The organism is Gaoshiqia sp. US2 (genome assembly GCF_059705485.1).
Genome location: NZ_AP048550.1, coordinates 5747370 through 5771424, shown reverse-complemented (window position 1 = coordinate 5771424; position 24055 = coordinate 5747370). Strand labels below are relative to the sequence as shown.

At 46.3% G+C, this 24055-nt stretch carries 13 protein-coding genes; all 13 read right to left on the bottom strand.

Annotated features, from left to right (window positions below; genetic code table 11):
• Positions 1-12 precede the first annotated feature (12 nt).
• Positions 13-1386 carry a sulfatase family protein gene (locus AC6H3C_RS23145; protein WP_497517969.1) on the bottom strand — a complete coding sequence of 458 codons (1374 nt, stop codon included), beginning with the start codon at positions 1384-1386 and terminating at the stop codon, positions 13-15.
• Between the two features lie 32 nt (positions 1387-1418).
• Positions 1419-3518 carry a beta-L-arabinofuranosidase domain-containing protein gene (locus tag AC6H3C_RS23140; RefSeq protein WP_497517967.1) on the bottom strand — a complete coding sequence of 700 codons (2100 nt, stop codon included), beginning with the start codon at positions 3516-3518 and terminating at the stop codon, positions 1419-1421.
• Positions 3519-3577: 59 nt separating this feature from the next.
• Entirely contained in the window at positions 3578-5233 is a 1656-nt protein-coding gene (locus AC6H3C_RS23135; RefSeq protein ID WP_497517965.1) for an arylsulfatase, read from the bottom strand.
• Between the two features lie 95 nt (positions 5234-5328).
• Positions 5329-6936, bottom strand: a complete 1608-nt coding sequence (locus AC6H3C_RS23130) for an arylsulfatase (protein ID WP_497517963.1) — start codon at positions 6934-6936, stop codon at positions 5329-5331.
• Between the two features lie 15 nt (positions 6937-6951).
• Positions 6952-8454 (bottom strand): sialate O-acetylesterase, encoded by a 1503-nt coding sequence (locus AC6H3C_RS23125; protein ID WP_497517961.1) that lies wholly within the window; start codon positions 8452-8454, stop codon positions 6952-6954.
• An 86-nt stretch (positions 8455-8540) separates the two neighbouring features.
• Entirely contained in the window at positions 8541-9995 is a 1455-nt protein-coding gene (locus tag AC6H3C_RS23120; RefSeq protein WP_497517960.1) for a sulfatase family protein, read from the bottom strand.
• 72 nt (positions 9996-10067) lie between these two features.
• Complete coding sequence (locus AC6H3C_RS23115; protein WP_497517958.1) at positions 10068-11603, bottom strand: sulfatase family protein; 1536 nt, start codon at positions 11601-11603, stop codon at positions 10068-10070.
• Positions 11604-11631: 28 nt separating this feature from the next.
• A complete protein-coding gene (locus tag AC6H3C_RS23110; RefSeq protein ID WP_497517956.1) occupies positions 11632-12420 on the bottom strand; it encodes a 3-keto-disaccharide hydrolase in 789 nt (262 codons plus the stop codon).
• Between the two features lie 12 nt (positions 12421-12432).
• Positions 12433-13758 carry a Gfo/Idh/MocA family protein gene (locus AC6H3C_RS23105; protein ID WP_497517954.1) on the bottom strand — a complete coding sequence of 442 codons (1326 nt, stop codon included), beginning with the start codon at positions 13756-13758 and terminating at the stop codon, positions 12433-12435.
• A gap of 132 nt (positions 13759-13890) precedes the next feature.
• The gene (locus AC6H3C_RS23100) at positions 13891-15339 is read right to left on the bottom strand and encodes a sulfatase (protein WP_497517952.1); all 1449 of its coding nucleotides are present in this window, start codon (positions 15337-15339) and stop codon (positions 13891-13893) included.
• A 94-nt stretch (positions 15340-15433) separates the two neighbouring features.
• Positions 15434-18049: an alpha-L-rhamnosidase-related protein gene (locus tag AC6H3C_RS23095; RefSeq protein ID WP_497517951.1), complete on the bottom strand. Its 2616-nt coding sequence runs from the start codon at positions 18047-18049 to the stop codon at positions 15434-15436.
• A gap of 27 nt (positions 18050-18076) precedes the next feature.
• Complete coding sequence (locus AC6H3C_RS23090) at positions 18077-21100, bottom strand: glycosyl hydrolase (RefSeq protein WP_497517949.1); 3024 nt, start codon at positions 21098-21100, stop codon at positions 18077-18079.
• Between the two features lie 48 nt (positions 21101-21148).
• Positions 21149-23998, bottom strand: a complete 2850-nt coding sequence (locus AC6H3C_RS23085; protein WP_497517947.1) for a glycosyl hydrolase — start codon at positions 23996-23998, stop codon at positions 21149-21151.
• Positions 23999-24055 lie beyond the last annotated feature (57 nt).

Genomic DNA, 24055 nt, shown 5'->3' with positions numbered 1-24055 from the left:
GATTAAATTTATTTACAATTTACGTAATGATATACCTGTCATGCGATCGGCTCCATCCGGTTTTGGATTTGCAGGAATAACATCTTTTGTTTCTGCTATCCATTGATCAAGCTTCCGGCGCATTTTCTGCAAAACATCGGAATAGTTGTTTTTTATTGCCAGGTTATTTAACTGCTCCGGATCCTTGTTAACATCATATAACTCTTCAGAAGGCCGGAGCTTGATAAAACAATCCGTCTCGTTTTCTTTGAGCATTCCTTTCTTATAAATCCTGATCATTTCCTGATAGGTAATACCCCTCACTACATCGGCAGGAGGACTCGCATTCAATTCGGGAAAGGCATTTCTGATGTACAAAAACCGGTTAGTACGAACTGCCCTCTCGTGGGCCTGGTAATCGTGAAAATTGTGCTCGGAAAATATTTCGTCACGTGTTATTTTACTCTGATTACTTAATATCGGTGCAAATGAAACCCCCTGAACCGGCTCAGGTATTTCCAATCCGGCCATCTCGCATATTGTTGGGGCAATATCAATCGAACTAATTATGGAGGAAGACTCTGTCCCAGGTTTTATGCGATCCGGCCAGCGTATAATAAACGGCATTTTTATACCACTATCATAAAGCCGGTTTTTGGCACGCGGAAAGGGCATCCCGTTATCAGACATAAATATAACAACGGTATTCCTGTCAACACCCTGTTTTTTCAACAATGTCATAACCTTGCCCACATAACTATCCAGCCGGTTAACTTCATCATAATACAAGGCCAAGTCTTTACGTGTAGAATCGTTATCTGGCAGGTAAGATGGAACAATTACATCTGAAGGCTTATGAGGATCAGGAATAATATTGGGTTCATAAGGCCTGTGAGGGTCGATTGCCGCAAGCCACATAAAGAAAGGCCGTTCTTTGGGACGATTTTGAAGCGCTTTTTCCCAGAATCCGCAACCACTTGGCCCACCACCTCCATAAATAGTATCGAATTCCATACGTGGGGGGCCCAAATGCCATTTTCCTGCTGAAACAGTATAGTAACCTGCTTTTTTTAATTCCCCGGGAAATATAATCTGATCAGGCGGCAAGGGCATTCCTAAATTAGGAGCACCTGTATTATGAGGGTATCGCCCAGTCATTATACTGCACCTGCTTGGGCTGCATGAACTTGTTGTTAAAAATGCATTTGTAAATTTCAAACCTTCATTTGCCAAACGATCGATATTCGGAGTACGAATGGATTTGTTTCCATAAGCCTCAAAATCATTCCATGCAGCATCATCCGCAATTATTATAACAAAGTTGCGCTTTTCTGCGCTCTGGGCATATATCATTGACCCATTTACCATGGCGAACAATATTAACAAAGCTTTTTGAATCGATTTCATCTTTATATTTTTTAATCTTATATACTAATAGTTTAATTCTTTATTATCTTTTCTGCAGAAAATGTTGTCCTTCTCAATATCGTAGATCCAATCGGTACCAATTCATCTTGTATGGTTTTCCCTTTATATAGAAAACTGCCCGTTATTTTACCGTAAGGATTATCAAAAGGGAATTTCAGAGATGCTTCAAGGTTTTTATTATAAATAAACAGGGTGGTATCGCTTAGTATTTTTACATGAGTATCCACTGGCAATTTGTATCCATTGTATCTGTCAACCTCTTTACTATCTGTCGGAACAATATCATAGTTTGCAAAGTCGCTATTATCCCAAATTTTGGTGACCTCCTTTTTCTCATTGATTTTAAGGCCATATAGCAACGCTCCCCGTTTGACGTAAAGCTCATTATTATAGCTTGAATTCACTTTTATACGAGGGTCAAAAGAAATCTTTATTTTATCTCCTTTCTTCCACTGTTTCGATAAACGAATAAAGCCTTCTTCATGATGTATTATTGCTCCATCAACCCACACTTTAGTGTTTTTTGACCAGGATGGATTACGCAACAAAATATCAAAAGAAACCATTTTGGAAGGATTAACGATCATCTCCACTTCGTTTTCAAAAGGATACATCGTTTCCTGTTCAATACCAACGAATACTCCTTTAATTTGTGTATTCACTACAGATGGACCGTAAAAAGCAGCCACTAAACTTCTTTCATCGGCATCTTTCATCCACATATTTGCCACATATTGAGGCATTACCCGACCTACATTATAGACACAACAAGCTATACGATGGCATGCAGCATATTGATACCGGAACGTATGATTATCCGGTGATCCTACAGCCTCCATTTGATTGTCCTTTGAGCAATAAGCATTGGCTTTACCATCTGCGAAACGTGCAGCCTGCGCAGCATTGAACACGATATTTTCTGCTTCTTCCGCCAAAGAAACATCCCCAAATTTCTGAAATGCAGACTCTAAGCTGATTGCAGATTCTGTAATAGAACAATACTCATATCTTAGATCAGCCGAACCATATTTTCCATTTACGCTTTCCAGTATATTAGGATCAGTAATCAATCCTCCTGATGGAGAAAGAGATTGTTTGAGCTTTTTCAAACTGTTCTGTGCTGCCTTTTTGAACTTCGGATCATTACTCAATGTAGATAACCAATAAACTACCCGGGCATGTTCTGCAGCGTGGGGGGCATGATAAAGATAGGGGAGGTTAGCATCCAACAGATAATCCATCTGGCTATCAATATTCTTCAAGTTTATAGAATTACTGTAATCCTCGTATAACCGAAAGGCAAAATCTACATATTTTTTATCACCGGTCAACTGAAACAGTTTTTCAAGTACTTCAATATACATTAATCCGTGTGCGCGGGCTCCTCCCTCCATACTACTCTCCCCAACAAAATATCGATTAGATTTTTCTCCAAAAAGATAGATCATATTGTCAACCGAACGTTTAGCGGCATCCAGATATTTCTTCTCTTTATTGTACTCATAAAAGGCTAAAAAAGCACGCAAAAAACAACATTGCCCCCAAAGCTCACCTTCAATCTGAGCCAAAGATTTAAAATTTCCCGGGTTCTTTCTACCCATGTAGCCCAAAGCATCCTGATGCGCTATAAGATAATCAGCAATTCCCTTTGCTTTCTCCAACCACGGTTTGGAACCTGTCAAAAAAGCATTGCGAACAACCGCATCCATAAAGTTTCCTTCGAATTCCCCATACCCTCCTTTTTCAGAAAGTATGGAAATAGGAGCACCCAATTTTCGCATCTGTTCAAGATATGAACTATTGCCCGAAGTGATATCCCTTAGCATTTGTTGTTTGATCCATCCTTTAGGTTTAATCTCAGAGAGAGGCAGAGGAGAAAATGAGAAACTTCTACTATACCTTACATTTGAATTATCACTACCTTTAGAGACCTTCAAAGCCGTTCCTCCCGTATTAGTTCCAATCCTCTCTTTAGATGGTCCTAAAACACGCTGCTCAAGGGTAATTTTTTCCTGGGCTGAAGTTGTAATGCCCGTTTTTTTCTGCGGAAGCTGAAAATTTGCTGTTATAATCAAAATGCCTATTCCTAATGTTAATAATGATAGTTTCATCTTTATTATTTATTATGCTCTCTTTGATGTTTTTCTTCATGCTGACCCATTTCTCTTGATCATTCCTTTGGTTTGCGCTTCCCTACATCTCTTTTAGCAGCTTTGTCTGCTTCACGGTTGTAGTTGCCAGGATTGCTGGGGTTATCGCGATATTTTTCGCCGTTCCCGACGGTCTGCCACCATTCATCCCACTGCTGCGCAAGAGATTGCGCCTTATCACTTTGTTGTGCGGTGAGATCGCGCAACTCTGTGCGGTCGGCGGCAATATCATAAAGTTCCCATGGCTGGCCATCATGCGAGACCAACTTCCAATTGCCGGCCCGCACAGCACGGTGGTTAACAAGTTGGAAGAACAACGCCTGGTGCTCCTCCCACGACTGACCCGCAAGAATTGGAAGCAGACTCTTTCCAGGCAATTCCGGGATAGGATCACCACCTGACTGCTGCAGATTCCTTTTACCGTCATATGTTTTGGTACCGAATGGTGGCGTGGGCTGGCCGGCGAACTCCTTTTGATAATCCAAGCCCGCCACGTCGGCAAACGTTGCCATAAGGTCAATGATGTGGCCAACCTGGTCCGTCAGCCCCCCGCAGTTTTTGATGACCGCCGGCCACCTTGCGATCAATGGCGTGGCATTGCCACCTTCATGTTGATTCCGTTTATAGAACCGGAAAGGTGTATTGCTTACATTAGCCCATGGTAAACCGTATTCCCAACGTGCATCTCTTCCTCCAGGTAAAAGGCCCTTTTGAACCTGTTCCTTTTCCGCGTTAGGGCTATGGTAAGGACTGCCACCGTTATCGCTCAAAAACAACACCAGTGTGTTATCTTCGATCTTCCATTCGTGCATTTTTTCGAGTAACCGCCCGACATTTTGATCGAGCCGATCCACCATCGCGGCATAAACCTGCATTTTTCGCGCTTCGAGTTGCTTCTGTTCTGCATTTAAACTGTTCCACGCCGGAATGTTACCTGGGCGTGGCGATAACTCCCACTCTTTTTTGATTAGCCCCAGCGCCAGTTGCCGGTTATAACGTTCCTGCCTCAACTGGTCCCAGCCCTTCTCATACACGCCTTCGTACCTGGCAATATCCTCCGGCCATGCCTGTAGCGGCGAGTGCGGTGCATTATAGGCAAGATAAAGGAAAAAGGGTTTGTCGGGTGATTCTTTCCGGGCCTGTTCAATGAAGCGGATCGCGTAATCGGTGTTCGCATCGGTAGTGTAAAATTTTTCCTCCGGAATTTTGAAAGGCTGGCCGTCGAGGTGGAAGGTATTATCACCGTTGAAGTACTGTGTCGCACCCGTGAGGTGACCGAAGGCGTGGTCGAAACCACGCTCCTCCGGTGTACCATCAACATGCCACTTTCCACAAGTCAACGTGGTGTAGCCCGCCCTGCGCAATACCTGCCCCATGGTCGCCCCTCGGCGGAGACCCAGACGCGCTTCTTGATGATATAACCCCGACAAGATAGAGGCCCGAGTCGGTTCACATTTGCCCGCATTATAGAATTGGGTGAAGCGCAACCCTTGCTCTGCCAGTCGGTCGAGGTTGGGTGTTTTGATTTCGCCGCCGTAACAGCCCAAGTCAGAAAAGCCCATATCGTCTGCAAGAATCAAAATAATATTAGGTTGAACAATTTTATCTGAAGGCGCACAATTTGCTGTCATCAGCAAAGAGCTGATACCTAGTGTTGCTAATGATAATTTCTTCATGTTTTATTATTATTATTATTATTATTATTATCCGGATTGGCAATTTTTTGAAAATAATTTTTCTGTTTCAAACTGAAATTGACCGGACTCAGCCATTATTTCCGTTTTTGACTTTGAACCTTTCTTACTTCCTCCCATGGTGTAACTTCAGATTCTTTCGCCCACTGTTCGTAATACCCTTCCAATCTTTCAACGATCTTGGGATATTGACTGCTTAAATCATTTTCTTCACTTCTGTCCGTTTTCAAATTGTATAAAGCCCATTTATTCTGAGGGTTTTTTGATACCATTTTCCAATCGCCTTCCCGAACGGCCCGGAAACCCAGGTGTTCCCAAAACAGTAATTTATGCAGGGGCTCATCAGAGCCTTTCAGTATTGGCAAAATGCTTATGCCGTCGAGAGGTTTCAGTTTGTGGCCATGATAGCTATCACGATAGGTCAGCCCCGCCAGATCAAGAAATGTAGGGGCCAGATCAATGATATGTGCAGGGGCATGTTCTATACTTCCTGATGAAATTGTACCCGGAAAGCGGGCTACTAAAGGAGTGGAGATACCCCCTTCATACATCCAGCTTTTAAAATACCTGAAAGGGGTATTGCTTGCATTTGCCCAATTGGCATCATACGAAATAAATGAACCGGGACCTCCGGGAACAGAACCTGGTTCGTTCCTGCCAAAATTTCCGGCATCTTCCATGCACCCCCCGTTGTCACTTAAAAATACAATAACCGTATTTTCTGCCATTCCGGTCTTCTCCAGCAGGTTAAGCAATTTTCCAATCCCCTGGTCCATGCGGTCAATCATGGCCGCGTATACCGCCATTTTTTGGGCCCAGGCACCTTTTTCATCAGTGGAAATGGAATCCCATGGCGGGACTGTTTCGTTTCTTTCTGAAAGCTTAATATCTTTATCAATTACTCCCATGGCTTTCATTTTCCGGTATCTTTGGGCCCGGATCGAATCCCATCCAACTTTATAGCAATTTTTGTAACGTTCAATATCTTCCGGCAGGGCCTGAAGTGGCCAGTGCGGGGCAGTATAGGCCAGGTAGAGAAAAAACGGAACATTCCCATTCTCTTTTTTGTGACCATTTATAAAGTTAACAGCATGGTCAGTGATGGCATCTGTCATGTAAAAATTGGGATCAGAGGGAATGAATTTTTTATCATCAATGACCATCTTTGTTTTTTCAAAATCACCCATGTAGGGGTCAAAATAGTCCGTAGCGCCCAGAATAAAACTGAACGAACGATCGAACCCCCTGTTTACCGGCCAGGAGTCTTCTTTATCCCCAACATGCCACTTGCCGGATAAATAGGTTTTATAGCCACCCTCTTTCAACATCTCTCCTATTGTCATACATTCCCGGTTTAAATATCCCTGGTATGCAGGAAGCCCCATATCCTTTGTCATGGCGCCTATGCCTGTTTTATGATGATACATTCCGGTAAGAATAGATGCCCTGGTCGGGCAACACCTTGCGGCATTATAAAACTGTGTGAAACGGACACCTTCATTAGCTAAACGATCCAGGTTGGGGGTCCTGATTTCAGAACCATAGCACCCAATATCTGAATAACCCATATCATCGGCCAGAATGACAATGATGTTGGGTTTTGCAGTTCCTGTCACTAAAGGCTGTCCATTTGCTACCATGAGCAAAGAGCCTATCCCTAATGTTGTTAACGATAATTTCTTCATGATTCTTTGATTGAATTATTTTTTTTCACCAGAATATGTTATTCCCGGCCATTCATCCGTGCGAAACGGAGAAGCCGGTAACCCTTCCCTGTTATATAAATTACTGCCTTCGGGGTTATCGGCCCATGCATAACGTACTGCCACAGGTGATTTAATATGATCACTCCAGACTACAACCTGGTTCCCCTTAATTTTTGCATTGGCCCATATAAACTTCTTATCCTCCCCTGCAATTGAAAATTGTTTTAAAACCCCACCTCCTTTTACCATTAAACTGCTGCCTGAATTATTGAACCTCAGAATAATCTTATTGTCAACTATCTGCATAGACTGATAAATCGGCCCGGAATAAACAACCGTTTTATCACCGTAAGCAGTTTTGTACGCTGCCAATGCAAGTCTTAAGCCAACGTCTTTTTTGTTATGGGGATGGATATTTTTAGCTTCCCCTAAATCATTAGTAACGGCCATGCCCGTATTGGGTACAGATAAGGCCATTAACTGTGCTTCTCGCAATTCAGCCCAACCACTTTCTTCCGGTTCCGACACCGGGTCTTTAAAATTCGGTAATTGAACATATATAAAAGGGAATTCCCCCTGACCCCAGTGTTTTCGCCAGTCATCAATCAGTGCGGGAAAAAGTCTCCGATACTCGTAAGATTTACCTTCAAGGGCATTGCTTTCTCCCTGATACCAGAGAATTCCTTTAATGGCATAGGGAATTAGAGGTGCAAGCATTGCATTATACAAATTGGCAGGAAACCTTCCTGGTTTTATATTTTCTGATTTTGCGATTGCCGCAAAACTCTCCTTATTACTTCTTTTCGCGACAACATCGCTTATCCTATCATATTCTTTCTGATAATTCGGATATTCTTTTACCGTTTCAAGGCTTAACCATGCTTCTGCAGTGGAGCCACCAAGGCTTGCGTTAATTAAGCCAACAGGCACTTTATATTTTGCATATAATTCAACAGCAAAAAAATAGGCAACGGCAGAGAAGCTGAGTACCGTTTTTTCATCCGCTGACTTCCAACCACTTGACTGTAAACTATCCAATACTTTTAAACTGGTATTACGCATAACTTCAAATTGGCGAATATTGGGATTGGGGGCCTTGGCAATATCCTGTGTATATTTATCTTTTACAATTCCCATTTTAAATGCCATGTTGGATTGACCGGAACATATCCAGACATCGCCAATTAAAATATCTTTAATTACTATTTCATTGTCACCTTTGATGATCATATCAAATGGGCCTCCTGCCTTGTATGCCGGTAAATCAATTCTCCATTTCCCGTCTTTATTACTGGTTGTAGTAAATGTGTGGTTCTGAAAATTAATACTTATTTTTTCTCCGGCAGAAGCCCAGCCCCATACAGGTATTTCAATATCCCGTTGCAAAATCATCCCATCAGATATCATCCTGGGCAGTCTGATATTGGCACTTGTTTCAAGAAAAAAACAGGATAAGAAGATTAATAATACGAATTGTCGTGATATAGTTATTTTCATGTTTTTTATTTTTTTAGATGTATACTAAGTCCCAAAAAGCTTATTTCGATTGACTGTTGCCATTTCGTTGACCTTTACCGGATGATCTAGAACTTTCCTTTGTTGTTATTTTTTGTTGCATTTCGTTTTTCTCCCGGCATCTCGCCTCTTTGCCCCTTAACCTGAGTTTTAATGGTTCCCGGCTCTTTCTGGTACCAGTCTTTTGTTAAGTTTTGTGGAATATTATCTCCGGTTTCATCCATCCAATCTTTCAAAACCTGACGTAGGTTTTTCAGATTTGCCAGATAATCAGAAACAGAAACAAGATTTTTCATCTGGTCAGGGTCGGAGGTATTATGATATAATTCTTCGGTTGGGCGTGGTGATAGAAATATATCGGCCTGGGCAGATGAAATTCTTCCCTCATTTTTCAAATCAAGCAGGTCCTTAAAAGATTGACTATTGATTGCATCAGCAGGCCCCATGTTGGCAAACTGTGGCCTCGAATTAAGAATATACAGAAACTCTTTGGTTCTGACCATTCGCTCATGCGCCTCATAATCATGCCAATTGTGTTCGGAAAAAACATAATTTCTGAATGTCTTTTTGGGATCGCTTAAAAGTAATTTAAAACTTTTTCCCTGAAGGCTTTCAGTAGTTTTGACAGATGCCAGATCAAACAAGGTTGGTGCAATATCAATGGCACTTATCAGGCTCGAGCACTCCTTACTTTTTTTACCTATCCCTTTGGGCCAGTGAACGATGAACGGAGTTTTCATTCCGCGGTCGTTTACCCTGGTTTTACTGTGCGGAAATGGCCTGCCGTTATCTGCCATAACCAGAATTACAGTGTTTTCGAGTACATTTTGTTTCCTGAGTTCATCAACAACCAACCCAATATTATGATCGAACCGTGCTATTTCATCGTAATATTTTGCCAGGTCAGCTTTTGTACCTTCTACATCGGCCAGATAAAATGGCGAAGTTACAGATGTCTGATGGTGAGTTCCAGAAAATTCGTTAGGCCCCCATGGACGATGGGCATCGTAGGAGGCATACCACATCATAAAAGGTTTTCCTTTTGGCCGTTCCTGAAGTGTTTTTATCCAGAGTTTCTCTCCCCCATCACCATTTAATTTTCCGTTTTGATTGGTTATATCAAACCCGCGTAAAGCATATTTACCCATATGAAATTTGCCAGCTTGAGCAGTGTAATAACCGTTTTGTTTCAGGATCTCCGGAAATGAAACCATTTCGAGGGGAGGTTCGGTGTGCAGTTCCGCAGCTCCCGTATTGTGCGGATAACGCCCGGTAATGATACTGTTCCTGCTTGGACTGCATGAACTGGCAGTTAGGAAAAAGTTGGTAAACCGGATTCCTTCGGAAGCCAAACGATCGATATTCGGTGTTTTAACATCCTTATTTCCATAGCAACCGAAATCATCCCAACTGACATCATCAGCCAGAAACAAGACGATATTGGGCTTTTGCTGGGCAAATGTGACGGAAGATAAAGGAGAAACGCTCAGCAAACAAATCAATTTTAGTGTAGTTAATGACATAGTAATAGTTATATATTCAATCTATATAAAGAAAAAAACATAAGACAACTGGTAACCTATTCTAAATAATGTCTAATTTGTATAAGGAGAATTTTCAAATGACGGATTCGCACTCATCCGTGGATCTTTTGTCTCGATCAACATCTTATCCATCCTTTTCGATAGCCTGGATTTTGCATCTTTGTATTGAGGAAGCTCCGCTACGTTATGCAACTGTTCAGGATCCTTTTTCAAATCAAATAACTCTTCGTAAGGCCTTTTCGCAATGGCGTAATCAATGTACAGTTTGAAGATTGGGTTATCGAAATTAAGGGATATCCAATCTTTGGTGGGGCCTCTGTCAATATCCTTCATGCCCATTTCAAAACTGCCTTCGGGCCACCTGTCCGGTTTAAAGTTGCGGATATAGAGATAATCATCGGTGGTAATCGCACGTTGCGGATAAGGCAAATTCCCCTCCCGTGCATTTCCTACATGTCGTTCCCTCCCCGTCAACACATAATCACGATCCTTTTCAACCCGTCCTTGCTTATTGGATAGAAGAATGGGCATCAGGCTCTTACCTGTCATAACTTCGGGTACTTTTACCCCTCCGGCATCTAAAAAAGTAGGCGCTAAATCCATTAAATTTACGAAATCGGTTACAATTCGTTTACCGGGTATCTTTTCCTTCCAACTAATAGCCAATGCCACATGGGTACCTATATCGTACAGGTTGGTTTTTGATCTCGGAAACCCTCCTGCTCCATGATCGCCACTTATCACAATCAACGTATTGTCATATTCCCCAATTTTTTTCAATTCCTGGATGAGCACTCCTATCCCGGCATCGAAAGCCTGGACTTCGCCCAGATAATCTGCAAAATCTTCACGTATCTCAGGAACATCGGCATAACAAGCCGGCAATTTTCCTTTAAGTTCGTCGGGGTTAATACCCCAAAGCCTTTTGCCGGAACCCTTTTCCCATTCCCGGTGTGTATTGGTCGGACCAAACCAAAAACAGAAGGGTTGACCTTTTTTTCGGGCTTTGAGGAAATCCCGGAAATTTTCTCTTACCTGATCATATAACTTCTCCTTCGCTTCTTCTATATTATCTGATTTTGAAACATTTTGTGAGAACTTGTTAAAAGCAGTTCCATGATTTTTAAATGCATTTTTTTCCCCACCATAAGGGGCATTAGCTGGAGTACCGGGTGACCAAACCTTGTACATAAACCCGATATCGTAACCCTGCTCCTGAAGCAACAGGGGATAAGTAGGAATCTTGTTATCCCACACGGCGCCACTAAGGATGGCACCTAAGCCTGTTCTGTAAAAATATTGGCCCGAGAGCAATGCACTTCTGCACGGTGTACATGAAGGAGCGTTTACGTGAGCGTTTGTAAACAGAACACCATTTTCGGCAATTTTGTCAAAGTTGGGAGTTTTAACAAGCGAAGAATGAGATTTATCACCTTCTAACTTAGCATAAATACTGGCATGCCTTCCCCAATCATCGGCGAAAAGAAACAGAATATTGGGTTTCTGCTGTTGCGCCATCAAGGATGCGGATGACGCTAGCAAGAAACCAGCAAGAAAAATGCTTAACTTATTATTTTTGAGATACATATTATTGAATATTTTGAGTTGCTTATTTTCATAGTTCTCTGATCCATATATTTCTGAAGCTGATAGCTTCGCTTGGGTCGCCGTGATCCTGAAGTATGATTGGACCATCGTCATGCACCTTTACCTTGGGGAAACCTACGTAGGCAGTAGTACCGTTTATCCTTGTATTGTTTTGAACAATTACCCCGTTGTGGATCACGGTTACATAAGGATAAGTACGATAAGTGCTGTCTTTCTTAAAAGTAGGCGCCGTATAGATAATGTCGTACACATTCCATTCGCCCGGCTTTTTCATAGCATTGGCCAACGGAGCCGTTTGTTTGTACACACTCCCCGCTTGTCCGTTCGCATAGGTTTTGTTTATGTAGTTGTCCAATACCTGTATTTCGTAGATCCCCTGGAGTATAACGCCGCTGTTCCCACGAGCCTGGCTGCTCCCTGTAATAGATACAGGCACTTTCCACTCCAGGTGAAGCTGAAAATCGCGGTAATTCTTCTTCGTTTCAATACTTCCGGTACCCTTTTTAACGATAAAAACGCCATCTGAAACAATCCATTGGACCTCCTCAGTTTTCACACCTTTCCACTTCGAAAGGTCTTTGCCATCGAATAAAATATCAGCATCAGAAGGGGCCGGAATTGGTTCATCGCATTTGACAACACCAGGCGTGACAACCACAGGCTGCGGGAGCCAGAACTCCGACATATCATGCTCCATCTTCCCGGGGTTAGGAAACTTTTCCTGTGCCGATAGTGGGTTTGAAGCAGTAATAGCAAAAAGCAGTGTTAAAACTTTAATGACATTATTTGTATTCATAGTTGTATAAGATTAAAGTGTTGGAAATTTGTAAGGTGTTCTGTATTCAGGCTTAATAAATTTGTCAGCCTCAGTGTTATTAAAAGTTTTATTTGTGTCGTCGTAAGTTAACACTGCTTTGGTGCGGGCTGCAATATTGCCTAAATGCGCGGTAACTGCGGCGGCATGGCCAATTTCAATACTACAAGCCGGCTGTTTCCTGCTTTTTACTGCATCCAAAAAGTTCCGGACATGCGCCTGGTGTTCGTTCTGCTTGTTTGTCTGAAGCGGAATAGCTGCGGTTAACGGGTTATCGCTTTTCCCCTCCGGGATTAACTCCCACGACTCACGGTTTGCGATAAGAGTGCCCTTTGTACCTACAAACGAAACACCGTAATTGCGGTTCCAGGGACCGGTTTGAATTCCACCGTTATGTTCCCATTGCAGTATCCAATCACCATAATTATAAACAATATTCAGGGTATCCGGGGTCTGAACTTCATTTCCCGGAAACCGCATTATGCCCCCTGAGGCCATAACCGTTTCCGGAAATTGACCAGTGTCGCCCTTACACCATAATGCCATATCCAACAGATGAACGCCCCAGTCAGTTGTCAATCCCCCTCCATAGTCCCAATTCATTCGCCATAAACCGTGAAAACGGTTGGCATTAAATGGACGGACTGGAGCAGGTCCAAGCCATTGGTTATAATCAACGCTTTGGGGAGGCGTACTATCCGGGATTCTTGGCTTTCCTGCACCATAGGTAAAATTGGCCCAGCAGTTAATCCTTTTTACGTCTCCCACCGTTCCTGATTTGACCAGTTCCATAACTTTTGCCCAATCCGAACCGGAGCGTTGTTGCTGCCCAACGGTAACAATACGGTTGTATTTTTTTGCTGCCTGTAACATGATATTACATTCAGCAATACTGTTTGCCAATGGCTTTTCGACATATATGTCTTTCCCTGCTTTGCAGGCATCTACAAACGGAAGACAATGCCAGTGGTCGGGTGTGGCAATGATTACCGCATCAACTGCTTTTAAATCCAGCAATTTCCGGTAGTCATTAAAAACAAGCGGCTTTTTACCAGTCTTTTCAAATACATCCTTCACTCTTTCATCCAACACAGCCTGATCCACATCACATAAGGCAATACATTCGACATCGGGATTTCCGATAAAATCTTTTAGGTTGGCCCATCCCATCGACCGGCAACCAATCAAACCCACATGGATCTTTCCATTGGCTGAAATACCTTTGGCCTGGCTTCCCAATGCCGGGGAAGTAATGCCGGCAACGACCCCTATACCGGCAAGTGTGCTTATCTTATTAAACTCTCTGCGTGTTATTTTCATGGTTCTTGTTTTATATTTGTTTATTCATTATACAATAAATCTATTTTTAAAAATAAATGGAGTATTACAGTATCTGCCATATCTAAGGGTAACATGTCATTTCTTTACTGAGGAAACTCCTTCCCGGGGCAATCACTCCTCCAATTTTTGTTTCTTCAATTTTGTCACAGGATTAGCGGGGTCGTAGTCGGGATTAGGTAACGGCATGACCGCGTTTACGCTCTTGCGCCAGGCAATGAGTTTTTCATGCAACTCCTTCACTTTAACAGGATTCACAGCAGCGAGGTTATTTTTCTCTCCGATGTCTCCTTGTAAATTGAAGAGTTCCAGACGCCCGTCCTCATACCACTCAATGAGTTTCCACTCGCCGTCACGTACCGTTCCTGCAGGAGCACCACCTTGATTGCTGTAGTGTGGGTAATGCCAGAAGATCGGCCCACGTGCCAAAGTTCTACCCTTGAGCAGTGGCACGAAACTCATTGCGTCACAGTGTTGTTTGTAATTCAACGGCAGACCGGCCAGCTCAAGTATCGTGGGGTAGAAATCGGTACTGGCCACCGGCACATCACTCAAGCTGCCAGGCTTCGTCATACCGGGTACAAACATGATCCACGGCTCACGCACACCACCTTCATAGAGCCAGCCTTTACCGCCCCGCAGAGGGAGGTTAGAAGTCACATGGCCTTCGGCGGTAGAGAGTCCGCCATTGTCAGACATAAAAATCACGATAGTGCGGTTGGCAAGGCCATTTCTCTCAATCGCCGCCAGAACACGGCCAATGGCTATATCCATCTGCTCGACCATTGCGGCATAAACCGGGTTGTTCTGAACGAGGCGCACTTTGTTTTCTCCCTCTACCCCCCAGGTATCCGGCGGTGCGGAGGACTGTTTCTTCCGGTATTTTTCCACCAGATCGGGGCGGGCGCCAATAGGGATATGAACAGCATTGAAAGGAAGGTAGGCAAAGAACGACTGGCCTTTGTTCACTTCGATGAACCGAACCGCGTCAGCGGCAATCAGGTCGGTGCTCTTGGGATCCATCTTTTCATCCGGCAGCGGGCTGTCCGGCGGGAAATAACCACGCTTCAGTGTAATCAAATTGGGGTCGAAGCCCTGGGCATTAGGCCCATGCTTGCCGGTTCCGAGATGCCACTTGCCGGCAAAAAATGTAACATATCCCGCATCACGCAAGGCCTCGGCAATCGTGTATTCCTCTAATGGTAAGTTGATTGCATGGGGAGCAGGCAAAAGTTTCCCGACCCGTTTTCCACCAGTGTGATCTGTCATCCCGGTGCGTGGTGGGTATTTGCCCGTCATGATACTTGCACGCGTGGGCGAGCACACCGAACACGCAGCGTAACCGTTCGTAAAGCGCATGCCCTGCTTTGCGAGCAAATCTATATTGGGCGTTTCGTAGAACGTTGCCGGGTTGTTAGCGCCGATATCCATATAACCCAGATCATCGGCGAGGATGAAGACAATATTAGGCTTGACTGGTTGAGTCTCTTTCGCGTCGGACTGGCAGCAAAAGATGCCTTGAAATACAGAAATCCCAAAAAGTAAATAAGATGATTTTGTCATGTTTGTAATTGTTTTATTTATCATGGCAATCATTAATCTATCATAATCAATAAAGTTTTATTTTTACTATGTTACTTTCCTTGTTTCGAAATAATTACAAAATGAACTGGTATGAATACATACCGCTACCTACGGTTTGAATACAGGTTGGCAGGTGCACCTCCGCAGAAGCGCCAGGGGGAACCGTCAGATCCAGAGCGATCTCGCCGCCCTTGCGCTCCCACTTCACCTTGATCCAGCCGTGCGGCGAATCGAATGCGTACGAGACCTTGTCCAATCCATGGACGAACGACGGCTTCACGATGAACCGCTCGTAGCCCGGCGCATCCGCCAGCGGTTCGACACCTGCGAGCGAACGGATCAGAAATGAGGAAAGACCAATGTAGCAGGAATGGATCTTACTGGAACAGGTCGGATCCCAGAGTTCCGGCCAGTTGTCATAACCCTGCTCTAGAAAATAGGCGAATCCCGGATAGTCGCGGCGATGCAGCACATCGAAAAACCACTGGTGCTCTTCCGGATGCTGAATGATGTAATCAAAGAAAACCGGCAGGCCCGAACTTCCGGCATCGATATAGTTCTTTGTTTTCAGTTCCGCATCCAGCGCGGCGCGAACTTTTGCCAGATCGGACGCAGGGGTAATACCGGCCAGCGGCATCAGCATGGAAAGAACCTGATTCGGTTCGACATATGCACCCGAATCCGGCTGGAAAAATTTTTCATGCACCGCCGGCTGCAATGCATCCAGCCTATTTTTCCAAGTCTTGGAAACGTCCGGTTGTCCGAGTGCGCTGGAAATGCGCTCCATGGTTTCAATATCAAATGCATAGATTCCGTTATTGAAGGCGAGCGCCATCGGGCTGTCCCCGTAATTGGCGACGTGCTTCTCCTGCCCCCGGTCTTCCGGCGGAACCGGCCGCGCCCAGTCGCCGAGAAAGTCGAACTTCAGTTTATTCTCGTATTGGGTCAGTATCCGGTTTTTGACCGCGGCCTGGAGATATTTCATCCAGCGGTTGGCCGAGTCCTGGTTTTCTTCCAGAACCTGCCGGTCGCCGGATTGCAAATATAGATTCCACGGTGCCAGCACGGTGAACGAGCTCCAGAGCGTGCCGCCCCCGCCCTTGCCTTCGGGCGCGCTATGCGGAATATAGCCGTCGGGCTTTTGCACATCGCGCCAGTCGCGCAGCCATTTGCGGGTGAAGGCGGTCAGATCATACGTGACCGCCATGTCCCTGGACGTGCCGAAGGCTTCTTCGCCGTAGCCGCGGCGCTCGCGGGTTGTGCAGTCGTGCGTGTAGCCGTCCAGAGTCACATTTCGGTAGGTATAAAGATCCGTTTCGTAGAGCCGGTTGATCAGTTCATCCGAACATTGGAAAAAGCCGATACGACTGAAATCGGTGCTGATGCGGTGCACGGTAAAATCGGACAGTTCCGGTGTGCCGGTCAAACCGGTAACTTCCAGCCAGCGTCCGCACATCCAGTTGAAGCGATGCTGGAAAACGGCAGAGCCGGATGGGCCGGGAATCACTTCGCTGTACTGTCCGAAATAATCGGGTCTTTTCAAATCGGCCAGCGTGGCAAACCGGATCGGCTGGCCGGGTTCGCCATGAACCCGGGCCGCGAGCTGGCCGGTGCAATATGTTCCGAAGTCCACCAGCACCGTGCCGTTCGCAAGCCGCTCGATTTTCTTCGCCGTGATGGTTTCAACCTGCCGCGTCGGCGGCATGATGTCCGCTGAAAGTTCTGTTTTCTCCTGGCGAACCGTGGCGGAAGCCCAGGCTGAATCGTCATATCCGTTTTTGTTCCAATCCGGAATAAACGCCCGGTCATCCTGCTGCTCGCCGCCGTAGCGCGCCTTCTCTTTCGGATTGGTTGAATAATAGCGCACCAGATTGGCGGCCCTGGTCTTCCACGTTGCATCGCTGATGACGGTTTGTCCTTCCAATTTCGCCTCCAGCAGAAACGCCGGTTCCACCTTGATGGCGGCAACCCGTCCGGGCGAAATCCACACGGCCAGCGTATTTTCACCGGCCTGCAAAAGCGGCGCAATATCGTAGATCACATAGAGCGTCCGCTTCTCCATGATGCTGGCGTTCGGAGCCAGCGCACGGTCGTCCGCTTTCTTTCCGTTCACATACAGTTCGTGATAGCCGCGCGAGGCCAGCAATACCAGTGCCCGGGCAGGCGCTTTTTTGAGGGAGATGGTTTTGCGGAACCAGGAGGTGCCGGTTTTCCAATCGTTGGGAGAATTGGGAATCCACTGACCAACAGGCGCTTCGCCGTCCAGCAGTCCAGTCGCGAAGCGCGCCGGGGCGCTCCAATCGGATATTTTACCGGCACAATCCTTGACCCGGACTTTCCACCAAACATTCTGCAACGACCGGAGCGGGGTTCCGGCGTACGGAACCAGCTGGTTGTCGGCGCGGTCGACCCAACCGGAATTCCAGAGGTCGCCTTTGTTTCCGGCCAGCAGCTCCGGCGAGCTTGCCGCCAGAATCTGATAGGCCGTCTGCGCTTGTCCGTTTTCATCCGCATCCAGTTTCCAAGAGAAACGCGGCTGTGTAGTTTCAATCCCCAGCGGTACTGCGACATGTTCACAGGAAAGACTCCGCACGTTTAAACCGGCCTGTGAAACAGTCGCCAGCACTGTTGTTAAAACCAACAGACATATTTTTCTCGTATTTATGTTTTTTTTTAGTGTTATCATCATCGCATAATAATTAACCAATTAATCGACTTATTCTTTTTTGTACAAATGGAGTTTCACTGAACCAAGTAGTCCTGAAGGCAACCGATTATTTTTATTATTTCGCTTCATGATTTGCAGTCCATTCCAGGCATTATATTTTTCATCCCAGATTGTGCCATAATGCTCCTGTAATTCCAGGGGAATGGGTGTGGGTTTATCGAGACCCGCGGCATAATTCCATAATAAGTTGACTACCTCAATTTCAAGTTTGTTTTTCCCCGGCCTAACCTTTCTGGTTATATCTATTCTGTAAGGCTGCATCCAGACTGTGCCGGCATGCCCGTCATTAATCCTGACAGCTGCAACTTCATGCACTATGCCAAGATCGAGCTCTACTTTGCCTTGCTGGTCTGGATTGGCGGGAAAATCGAATTCAAGAGAATAAACCGCCGATCCTGAAAAATTTTCCAATTCTTTTATTTTCGTCCAATCCGTAAGAGCATCCATAACCAGACTGGTCCGATAATTTCCTATACCTTTGAAATCAACATTCCAGAAACCTGAAAGCAGAATACTTTTTTCTATTGTTTGTGTAGCCAGAACCTCGAAACTGGAGATGTTTTCATTTAGTGATTCCAGTGTTTGTTTTTCAGGGGTCAGTAACACAAAGATTGATTCCCAGGGTTCAAGTGATACGGGCATTATGATGCGACCATCTTTTGCAAAACGGTATTCTTCCACATTCATAATACTTCCAGTCATTGCATTCCATGTTTGCGGTACTTTATTTATGGTGTTAAGAGTTATTGATATTTGCTGACGGTTGGGTTGCAGGTTGCAAATAAACCAGCAATCAACATCACCAATTGTTGTATGACGAAAAGTAAGACCGTTGCTCTGTTGCTGTCCATTAATTTCAAAGTCTGGTACCACATGATGACGTAATGCATTTATAAATCTTTTAAAAGCCTCATTCAGCGGTTTTGTGGGTTTCCAGTCAACCGCACCGGGTGACCACGTAGTGATATAATCAAAACCATCACATTCCGGTATAAAATAAGTAGTCCCGGCACCGGTTTGTTTTGTCCCTCCTTGTTCAGCAAACAGACTGTTGCATAGCTTGTGCAATAATTGATTATTTTCATGGTAATTAATTAAACCGGTAGAAATTGACGGAAGTGTATTGAGTGCAAAAACGGTTCCTCCTTTATTCACAAATTGCTCAATCACTTTGAGGGTGGCGGTCGACAGGCAGATTACCCTGGGAAGTATTAAAACAGAATAGTGGTAACCATTAATGCTGATCTTTCCTTCTTTAATTTGTGAATGGTTCTGTAAAAGATCATCATTCACGCAGTCAAAATCATAACCGTTTGCAATAAGGGTTTTAGGAAGCTCTCCAAATGGGATATCACGAATATGCTTTACTGGAAATTCTGCTCTTTCTGACCAGACCGTGGGCATCGGCGAATATAGCAATATGTTTGCTTTAGGCCTTCCCTGTCGGCTAAGAAATGCTGCACGTGTTTGGTAATCTGCAAGTCCCCGGTAATAGGGCCACCATGTATTCACATGGCTGATACGGTTCGCATAAAGCAGATCCCGGGATGGTGCCAGTTCCTTTTCAGGTGAATAAAAATACCCATGATTGTAGAATTGTGTGATGCCATCACGTAGAAACAGATCAGTTGCCTGTTTAATCTGTTCCATTGTAGTCTGATATTTAGTATTGACAAAGGTGAACGCTTCGGCGGATACCCACCTTTTTTCTTTCGACGGATAGAGCTGTGCGCCGCTGGTCGTAAGTTTATGGGGCCAGGCATTCGGATCAAAACTGCGGCGGGAAAATTCTGTTTCAGGGCGCTGCAAACGGCCTGATGCCTCAATCAGCTCTGTGGTGAAGCGGTAGTGTGGTTGTTGCCGCATTTGTACGCCAACTTCATCTGCATAATCTGCCAGGGTTCCGATGATCCCTTCCATGCCCAACTTGTGAAGGAAACTTCCGACATCATAACGTACATAGGGAGTTTCCGGGGCCCCGCCATATTTGATCATGGGGAGATACGGACGCAGGTCGTAACCTTTTTCCTGCATGAAACGCCCGAAAAGGTCCGTGCTCCAGTAAGAGAAATCCTGCTGCAGCTCGAAACTGTCGCCAAAAAAGGAATCAACGGTCTGGCCGAAATCTTTTCCAAAAAACTTTTGGTAACGTTTGACCATATATTCTGCATAGGCCCGGACTGCCTTCTTATCGAAGTGGTCCACTAATGCAGAGGCTGGTTTGTAATCCTCCATAGCACATTTTTGCCCGGTAAATACCGTCCAAAAACCCATAATCTTCCATTGGCCGTCAGGCAGGCTGGCACTGACCTGAAAGGCGGGTTCCACGGCAAAATCCCTTGAACCTTTCGTCTTTGAACTCAAGTCTATTCGTTGCCCGCAGTCGGGCACGCCCTGTTCGATAACCTTCACGGCGACAACGGCCTCCAACTTCTTTTTGTTCCGTTTGGCATAATCGGGTTCCTCGGGCAAAGCCAGTTTAAATACCCCTTGTTGACCCCCAGGAACCTCCTGCTCCGAGATCACCAGCGACTTGGCCCGGTCTTCCTCGGGTACCCACGCGTGGCCGTGGTTCCACCCTGGCCCCAGTGGCGGGGTGACCTCCATGCCCAGTTCCCTGGCCTTTTTGACTGTGTGGTCAACCATGTCGAAAAACTCAGGGGAGCCAAACTCGATATTCCCTTTATCATAGATTTTGACAAAACTCATGATTTCCACCCCGCCAAACCCCTGTTCTTTCATCTGCTCCAATTGCCAATCGATCCCTTCAGGGGTGACGGCATTGCCAGGCCACCACCAGCGTGTGTGTGGCCTGTATGTTGAAGTTGGGTTGTTCCATCCCTTTTTGAGCGCAGAAATAACCTCGTCTGTTGTTTTTGCCTGTTCTATTTCTGCTTCAAGTGTTAAGGAACCCGTTGTATTTTTAAAAAGATAGGGTAGAAATGGCTCTGTTACTAATGCCACACCCCCAAAAGCGCTTAATTGTGCAAATTTTCTTCTGGATATTCTCATGATTCTTGCCGTATTTGGAATTACTTTTTGTTAATATTTGATAAAAATTTATTTGGTTGTCTGCAAGGTCACCGGGCCGGTGAGACCGGCTGGCGCGGGAGGAAGGGAAAGTCCCTCTTTTTCCCATGGGTGTGTCCCCGCAGTGAATTTGTTGGCCAGCCGCCAGTTGTGCCAGGTATTGACCACGTGGATTTCCAGTATGTTTTTACCCGGTTGCAAAAGTTGGGTGATATCCACGCTAAACGGCGGTGTCCAGACTACGCCAGCCGGTTTTCCATTCACAAGCACCTCGGCCAGATCATGGACAACTCCGAGGTCAAGAATCCATTTCGAATTTTCGTCCTTTGGACTGACATCAAAGGTCGTCTGGTAGGAGGCGGTTCCGGAAAAAGATTTGATGCAGACATCGGAACTTTCATTCCAAAAGAACAAGGCCGGGCTGGTGACCTCGAATTTTGGATCGCTCTCGCGTCCCGGTTGGAACTCGATGCGCCATGGGCCTGCGAGTGTAGTGATGGCAATGCTTTGCCCGCTGATTTTATCCATCACGGGCAGCGGCTTGCCATGGTTGCCTTCGGATTTTTTGCGGAAGACGACGAACGTTGAGGCATGGGGAGGCAACTTCAGCACAAAGCGAACAACGCCTTTACCTACTTGATATTGCGGACACGGCGAAATCTCTCCGGTCACGGGATCCCAAAATTCCGGCTGCTTATCTGCCACTCGGCAAGCGCACTCCGCGCGATGCCAGGCGTCCTTCCAATTCGCGACAAAAAAGATATCCGTGTCGCCATCCTGACGCTGAATGTAGTCGAGGAACGGCTTACCATCGTCTGGCGTATAGTCGAACGCTGGCGCGAGGCCGATGCGCGCAAGCAAGTCTTTCACGGGGATGTCGCCGAGGATAAGTTTGCCATTGCCGACTTTATAAACGCCCGCGGGCCTGTCTGCGCCCAGTTCTTTCAGGCAGCTGGCAATCATCTTATCCGAACCGGGATAACCCGTCCAGCCGGGCGCCTGCTGCGGCACGGTACGGAACCAGACTGTGGCGCCTTCTTTGACCAGTTGAACGGTTTTCTGCAATACCGCCGGTTCGACAGTTGCATTCGCAACAGCCAGTACGACATAGGATAAACCGTTCGACAAGCCGACCCGCCCGTCCGGCAATACTTTCAACTGTTCAACTAGGAGACCGCCGGGAATCGCGTCGCATTTGCCAAGTGCAGTGAGTGAGCGCGATTCATTCTCCCGAATTATTTTCTGCGTTTCCTGGCCGTCCACGTAAAGGATGTCCACCACCGGACTCCCGGCCAGCAGCATCACCTGACAGCGGTTAAGGTAGGAGAAGAATCCGCCTGCATATTTCCACCAGGTGACGCCGGGATTAAAATGCGTACCGGCGAAATAGACATCGCCGGGCATCGGTGTCTCGGGGCGCGAATAGGAATAGCCGTGTAAGGTCAGGTGGTTTACGCCGAGACAATACACTTCGTCCGCCAACGGCTTGAGCATGGCGGGATATTCCATCCAGTGCTGGCGGGAGGTGAAGGACTCGAACGACACGCGGTTCTGGCCATAAATGTGGCTGGCTATAACGGTATTGGGGTTGAATAAGAGGAGGTTGTTGGAATTTTCGACGTAGCGCGGATGTTTTTTGTCGTACCGGAGGTTCCAGAATTCACCCATCGGCAAATCGGTTTCGCCCTTGACGCGCAGACTGCCGTTCACATCGCCCCCTTCAGTCTCCAGCTTGATGCCGTGCTTATGGCAAAGCTTGTGGAACGTTCCGTAGTGTTCGTCGGCAAGCAATTCGTCCACCGTCTCCAGGAAATCATGCTCGACGCGGAATACCTGCGGTTCGCCGGCAAATGTTTTCCCCGCCAGTACCGGCAGCCACGGAATCAAATCATAGTGCCGGCGCGCGGCGAACTGTTCCGGGAAATCGGAAGTCCAGTCAAAGCTGCCCAGTTCGATGCTGTCCTCATGGAAAAAGTCGAGCGTCTTGCCGACGTGCGGACCGGCGGCGTTGAGCAGCGGCAGCCCCACCTTGTTGAAAAATAGTTCCATGGTTTTTGCGCTCAGGTGGTCAATCTGTAATCCGGTGAAGCCTGGCGAGTCCTGTTTCATCGGGACGAAATTGGGAATGTGCGCAAACCGGAAAACTCTCCATCTTCCGGCGGGAACCGGCCAGTCCAGCGTACCATCAGGTTTCATCCGGTCGTCGAGCCGCACGAGCGAGTCCCGGACCAGTTCACCTTTGCCGTTTTGGCGAAAGGCCAGTACTGCAACGGACTGAAAATGTCCCTTCGCCTTTTTGGAAATCCCTGCGTGAGGCCCCTTCCGGAATTGATCCGGCACCGGGAGCATGACCGTCGTCGCCAGGCCGGTGACCAGGGTTTCGGACCAGACCAGTTTCTGCGCACCGATTTCGGGCGTGACCCACGGCGCGCCTTGGTACCAGCCGTTGCTCATCACTGCGCTGATCTTGATGCCCAGTCGGTCCGCTTCATCGAGCGCATAACGAAACAGCGCCAGCCATTCCGGAGAGAGAAACACGACGCCGCCCGTTTCAATCGTGGCGCTGTGGTACCGGGTCATACCCAGGACGGCACGTCCGATTCCCGTCTGCTTCATCGCCTCCAGGTCACGGGTAATGCCTTCTTTCGTGACCGTATTGGCCCAGAACCAAAAGGTTCCCAACTGAGAATCTACCGGCGCACCTTCGCCAGTGGGATTCTGGAACAATTTCTCTAACAGCATGGTCCCGGCCACTATTGCTGTTTCAAGTGATCCAGAACCTGCTGCCGCCCGAACAGAACGGGGCAAAAAGGATTCTGTCATTAATGCCATTCCGGTACAAACACTCAATTGGGTAAATTTCCTTCGCGATATTCTCATGATTATTAAATTATTGGTTATATGGTATTTATGTAGGTTCTCGCCAAAATGCTGCAA

Bases quoted from the DNA above. Each gene is read 5' to 3' on its own strand.
- AC6H3C_RS23110 (WP_497517956.1), bottom strand. From the start codon at position 12,420: ATGAATACAAATAATGTCATTAAAGTTTTAACACTGCTTTTTGCTATT.
- AC6H3C_RS23100 (WP_497517952.1), bottom strand. From the start codon at position 15,339: ATGACAAAATCATCTTATTTACTTTTTGGGATTTCTGTATTTCAAGGC.
- AC6H3C_RS23130 (WP_497517963.1), bottom strand. From the start codon at position 6,936: ATGAAGAAATTATCGTTAACAACATTAGGGATAGGCTCTTTGCTCATG.
- AC6H3C_RS23125 (WP_497517961.1), bottom strand. From the start codon at position 8,454: ATGAAAATAACTATATCACGACAATTCGTATTATTAATCTTCTTATCC.
- AC6H3C_RS23120 (WP_497517960.1), bottom strand. From the start codon at position 9,995: ATGTCATTAACTACACTAAAATTGATTTGTTTGCTGAGCGTTTCTCCT.
- AC6H3C_RS23105 (WP_497517954.1), bottom strand. From the start codon at position 13,758: ATGAAAATAACACGCAGAGAGTTTAATAAGATAAGCACACTTGCCGGT.
- AC6H3C_RS23135 (WP_497517965.1), bottom strand. From the start codon at position 5,233: ATGAAGAAATTATCATTAGCAACACTAGGTATCAGCTCTTTGCTGATG.
- AC6H3C_RS23085 (WP_497517947.1), bottom strand. From the start codon at position 23,998: ATGAGAATATCGCGAAGGAAATTTACCCAATTGAGTGTTTGTACCGGA.
- AC6H3C_RS23140 (WP_497517967.1), bottom strand. From the start codon at position 3,518: ATGAAACTATCATTATTAACATTAGGAATAGGCATTTTGATTATAACA.
- AC6H3C_RS23115 (WP_497517958.1), bottom strand. From the start codon at position 11,603: ATGTATCTCAAAAATAATAAGTTAAGCATTTTTCTTGCTGGTTTCTTG.
- AC6H3C_RS23095 (WP_497517951.1), bottom strand. From the start codon at position 18,049: ATGATGATAACACTAAAAAAAAACATAAATACGAGAAAAATATGTCTG.
- AC6H3C_RS23145 (WP_497517969.1), bottom strand. From the start codon at position 1,386: ATGAAATCGATTCAAAAAGCTTTGTTAATATTGTTCGCCATGGTAAAT.
- AC6H3C_RS23090 (WP_497517949.1), bottom strand. From the start codon at position 21,100: ATGAGAATATCCAGAAGAAAATTTGCACAATTAAGCGCTTTTGGGGGT.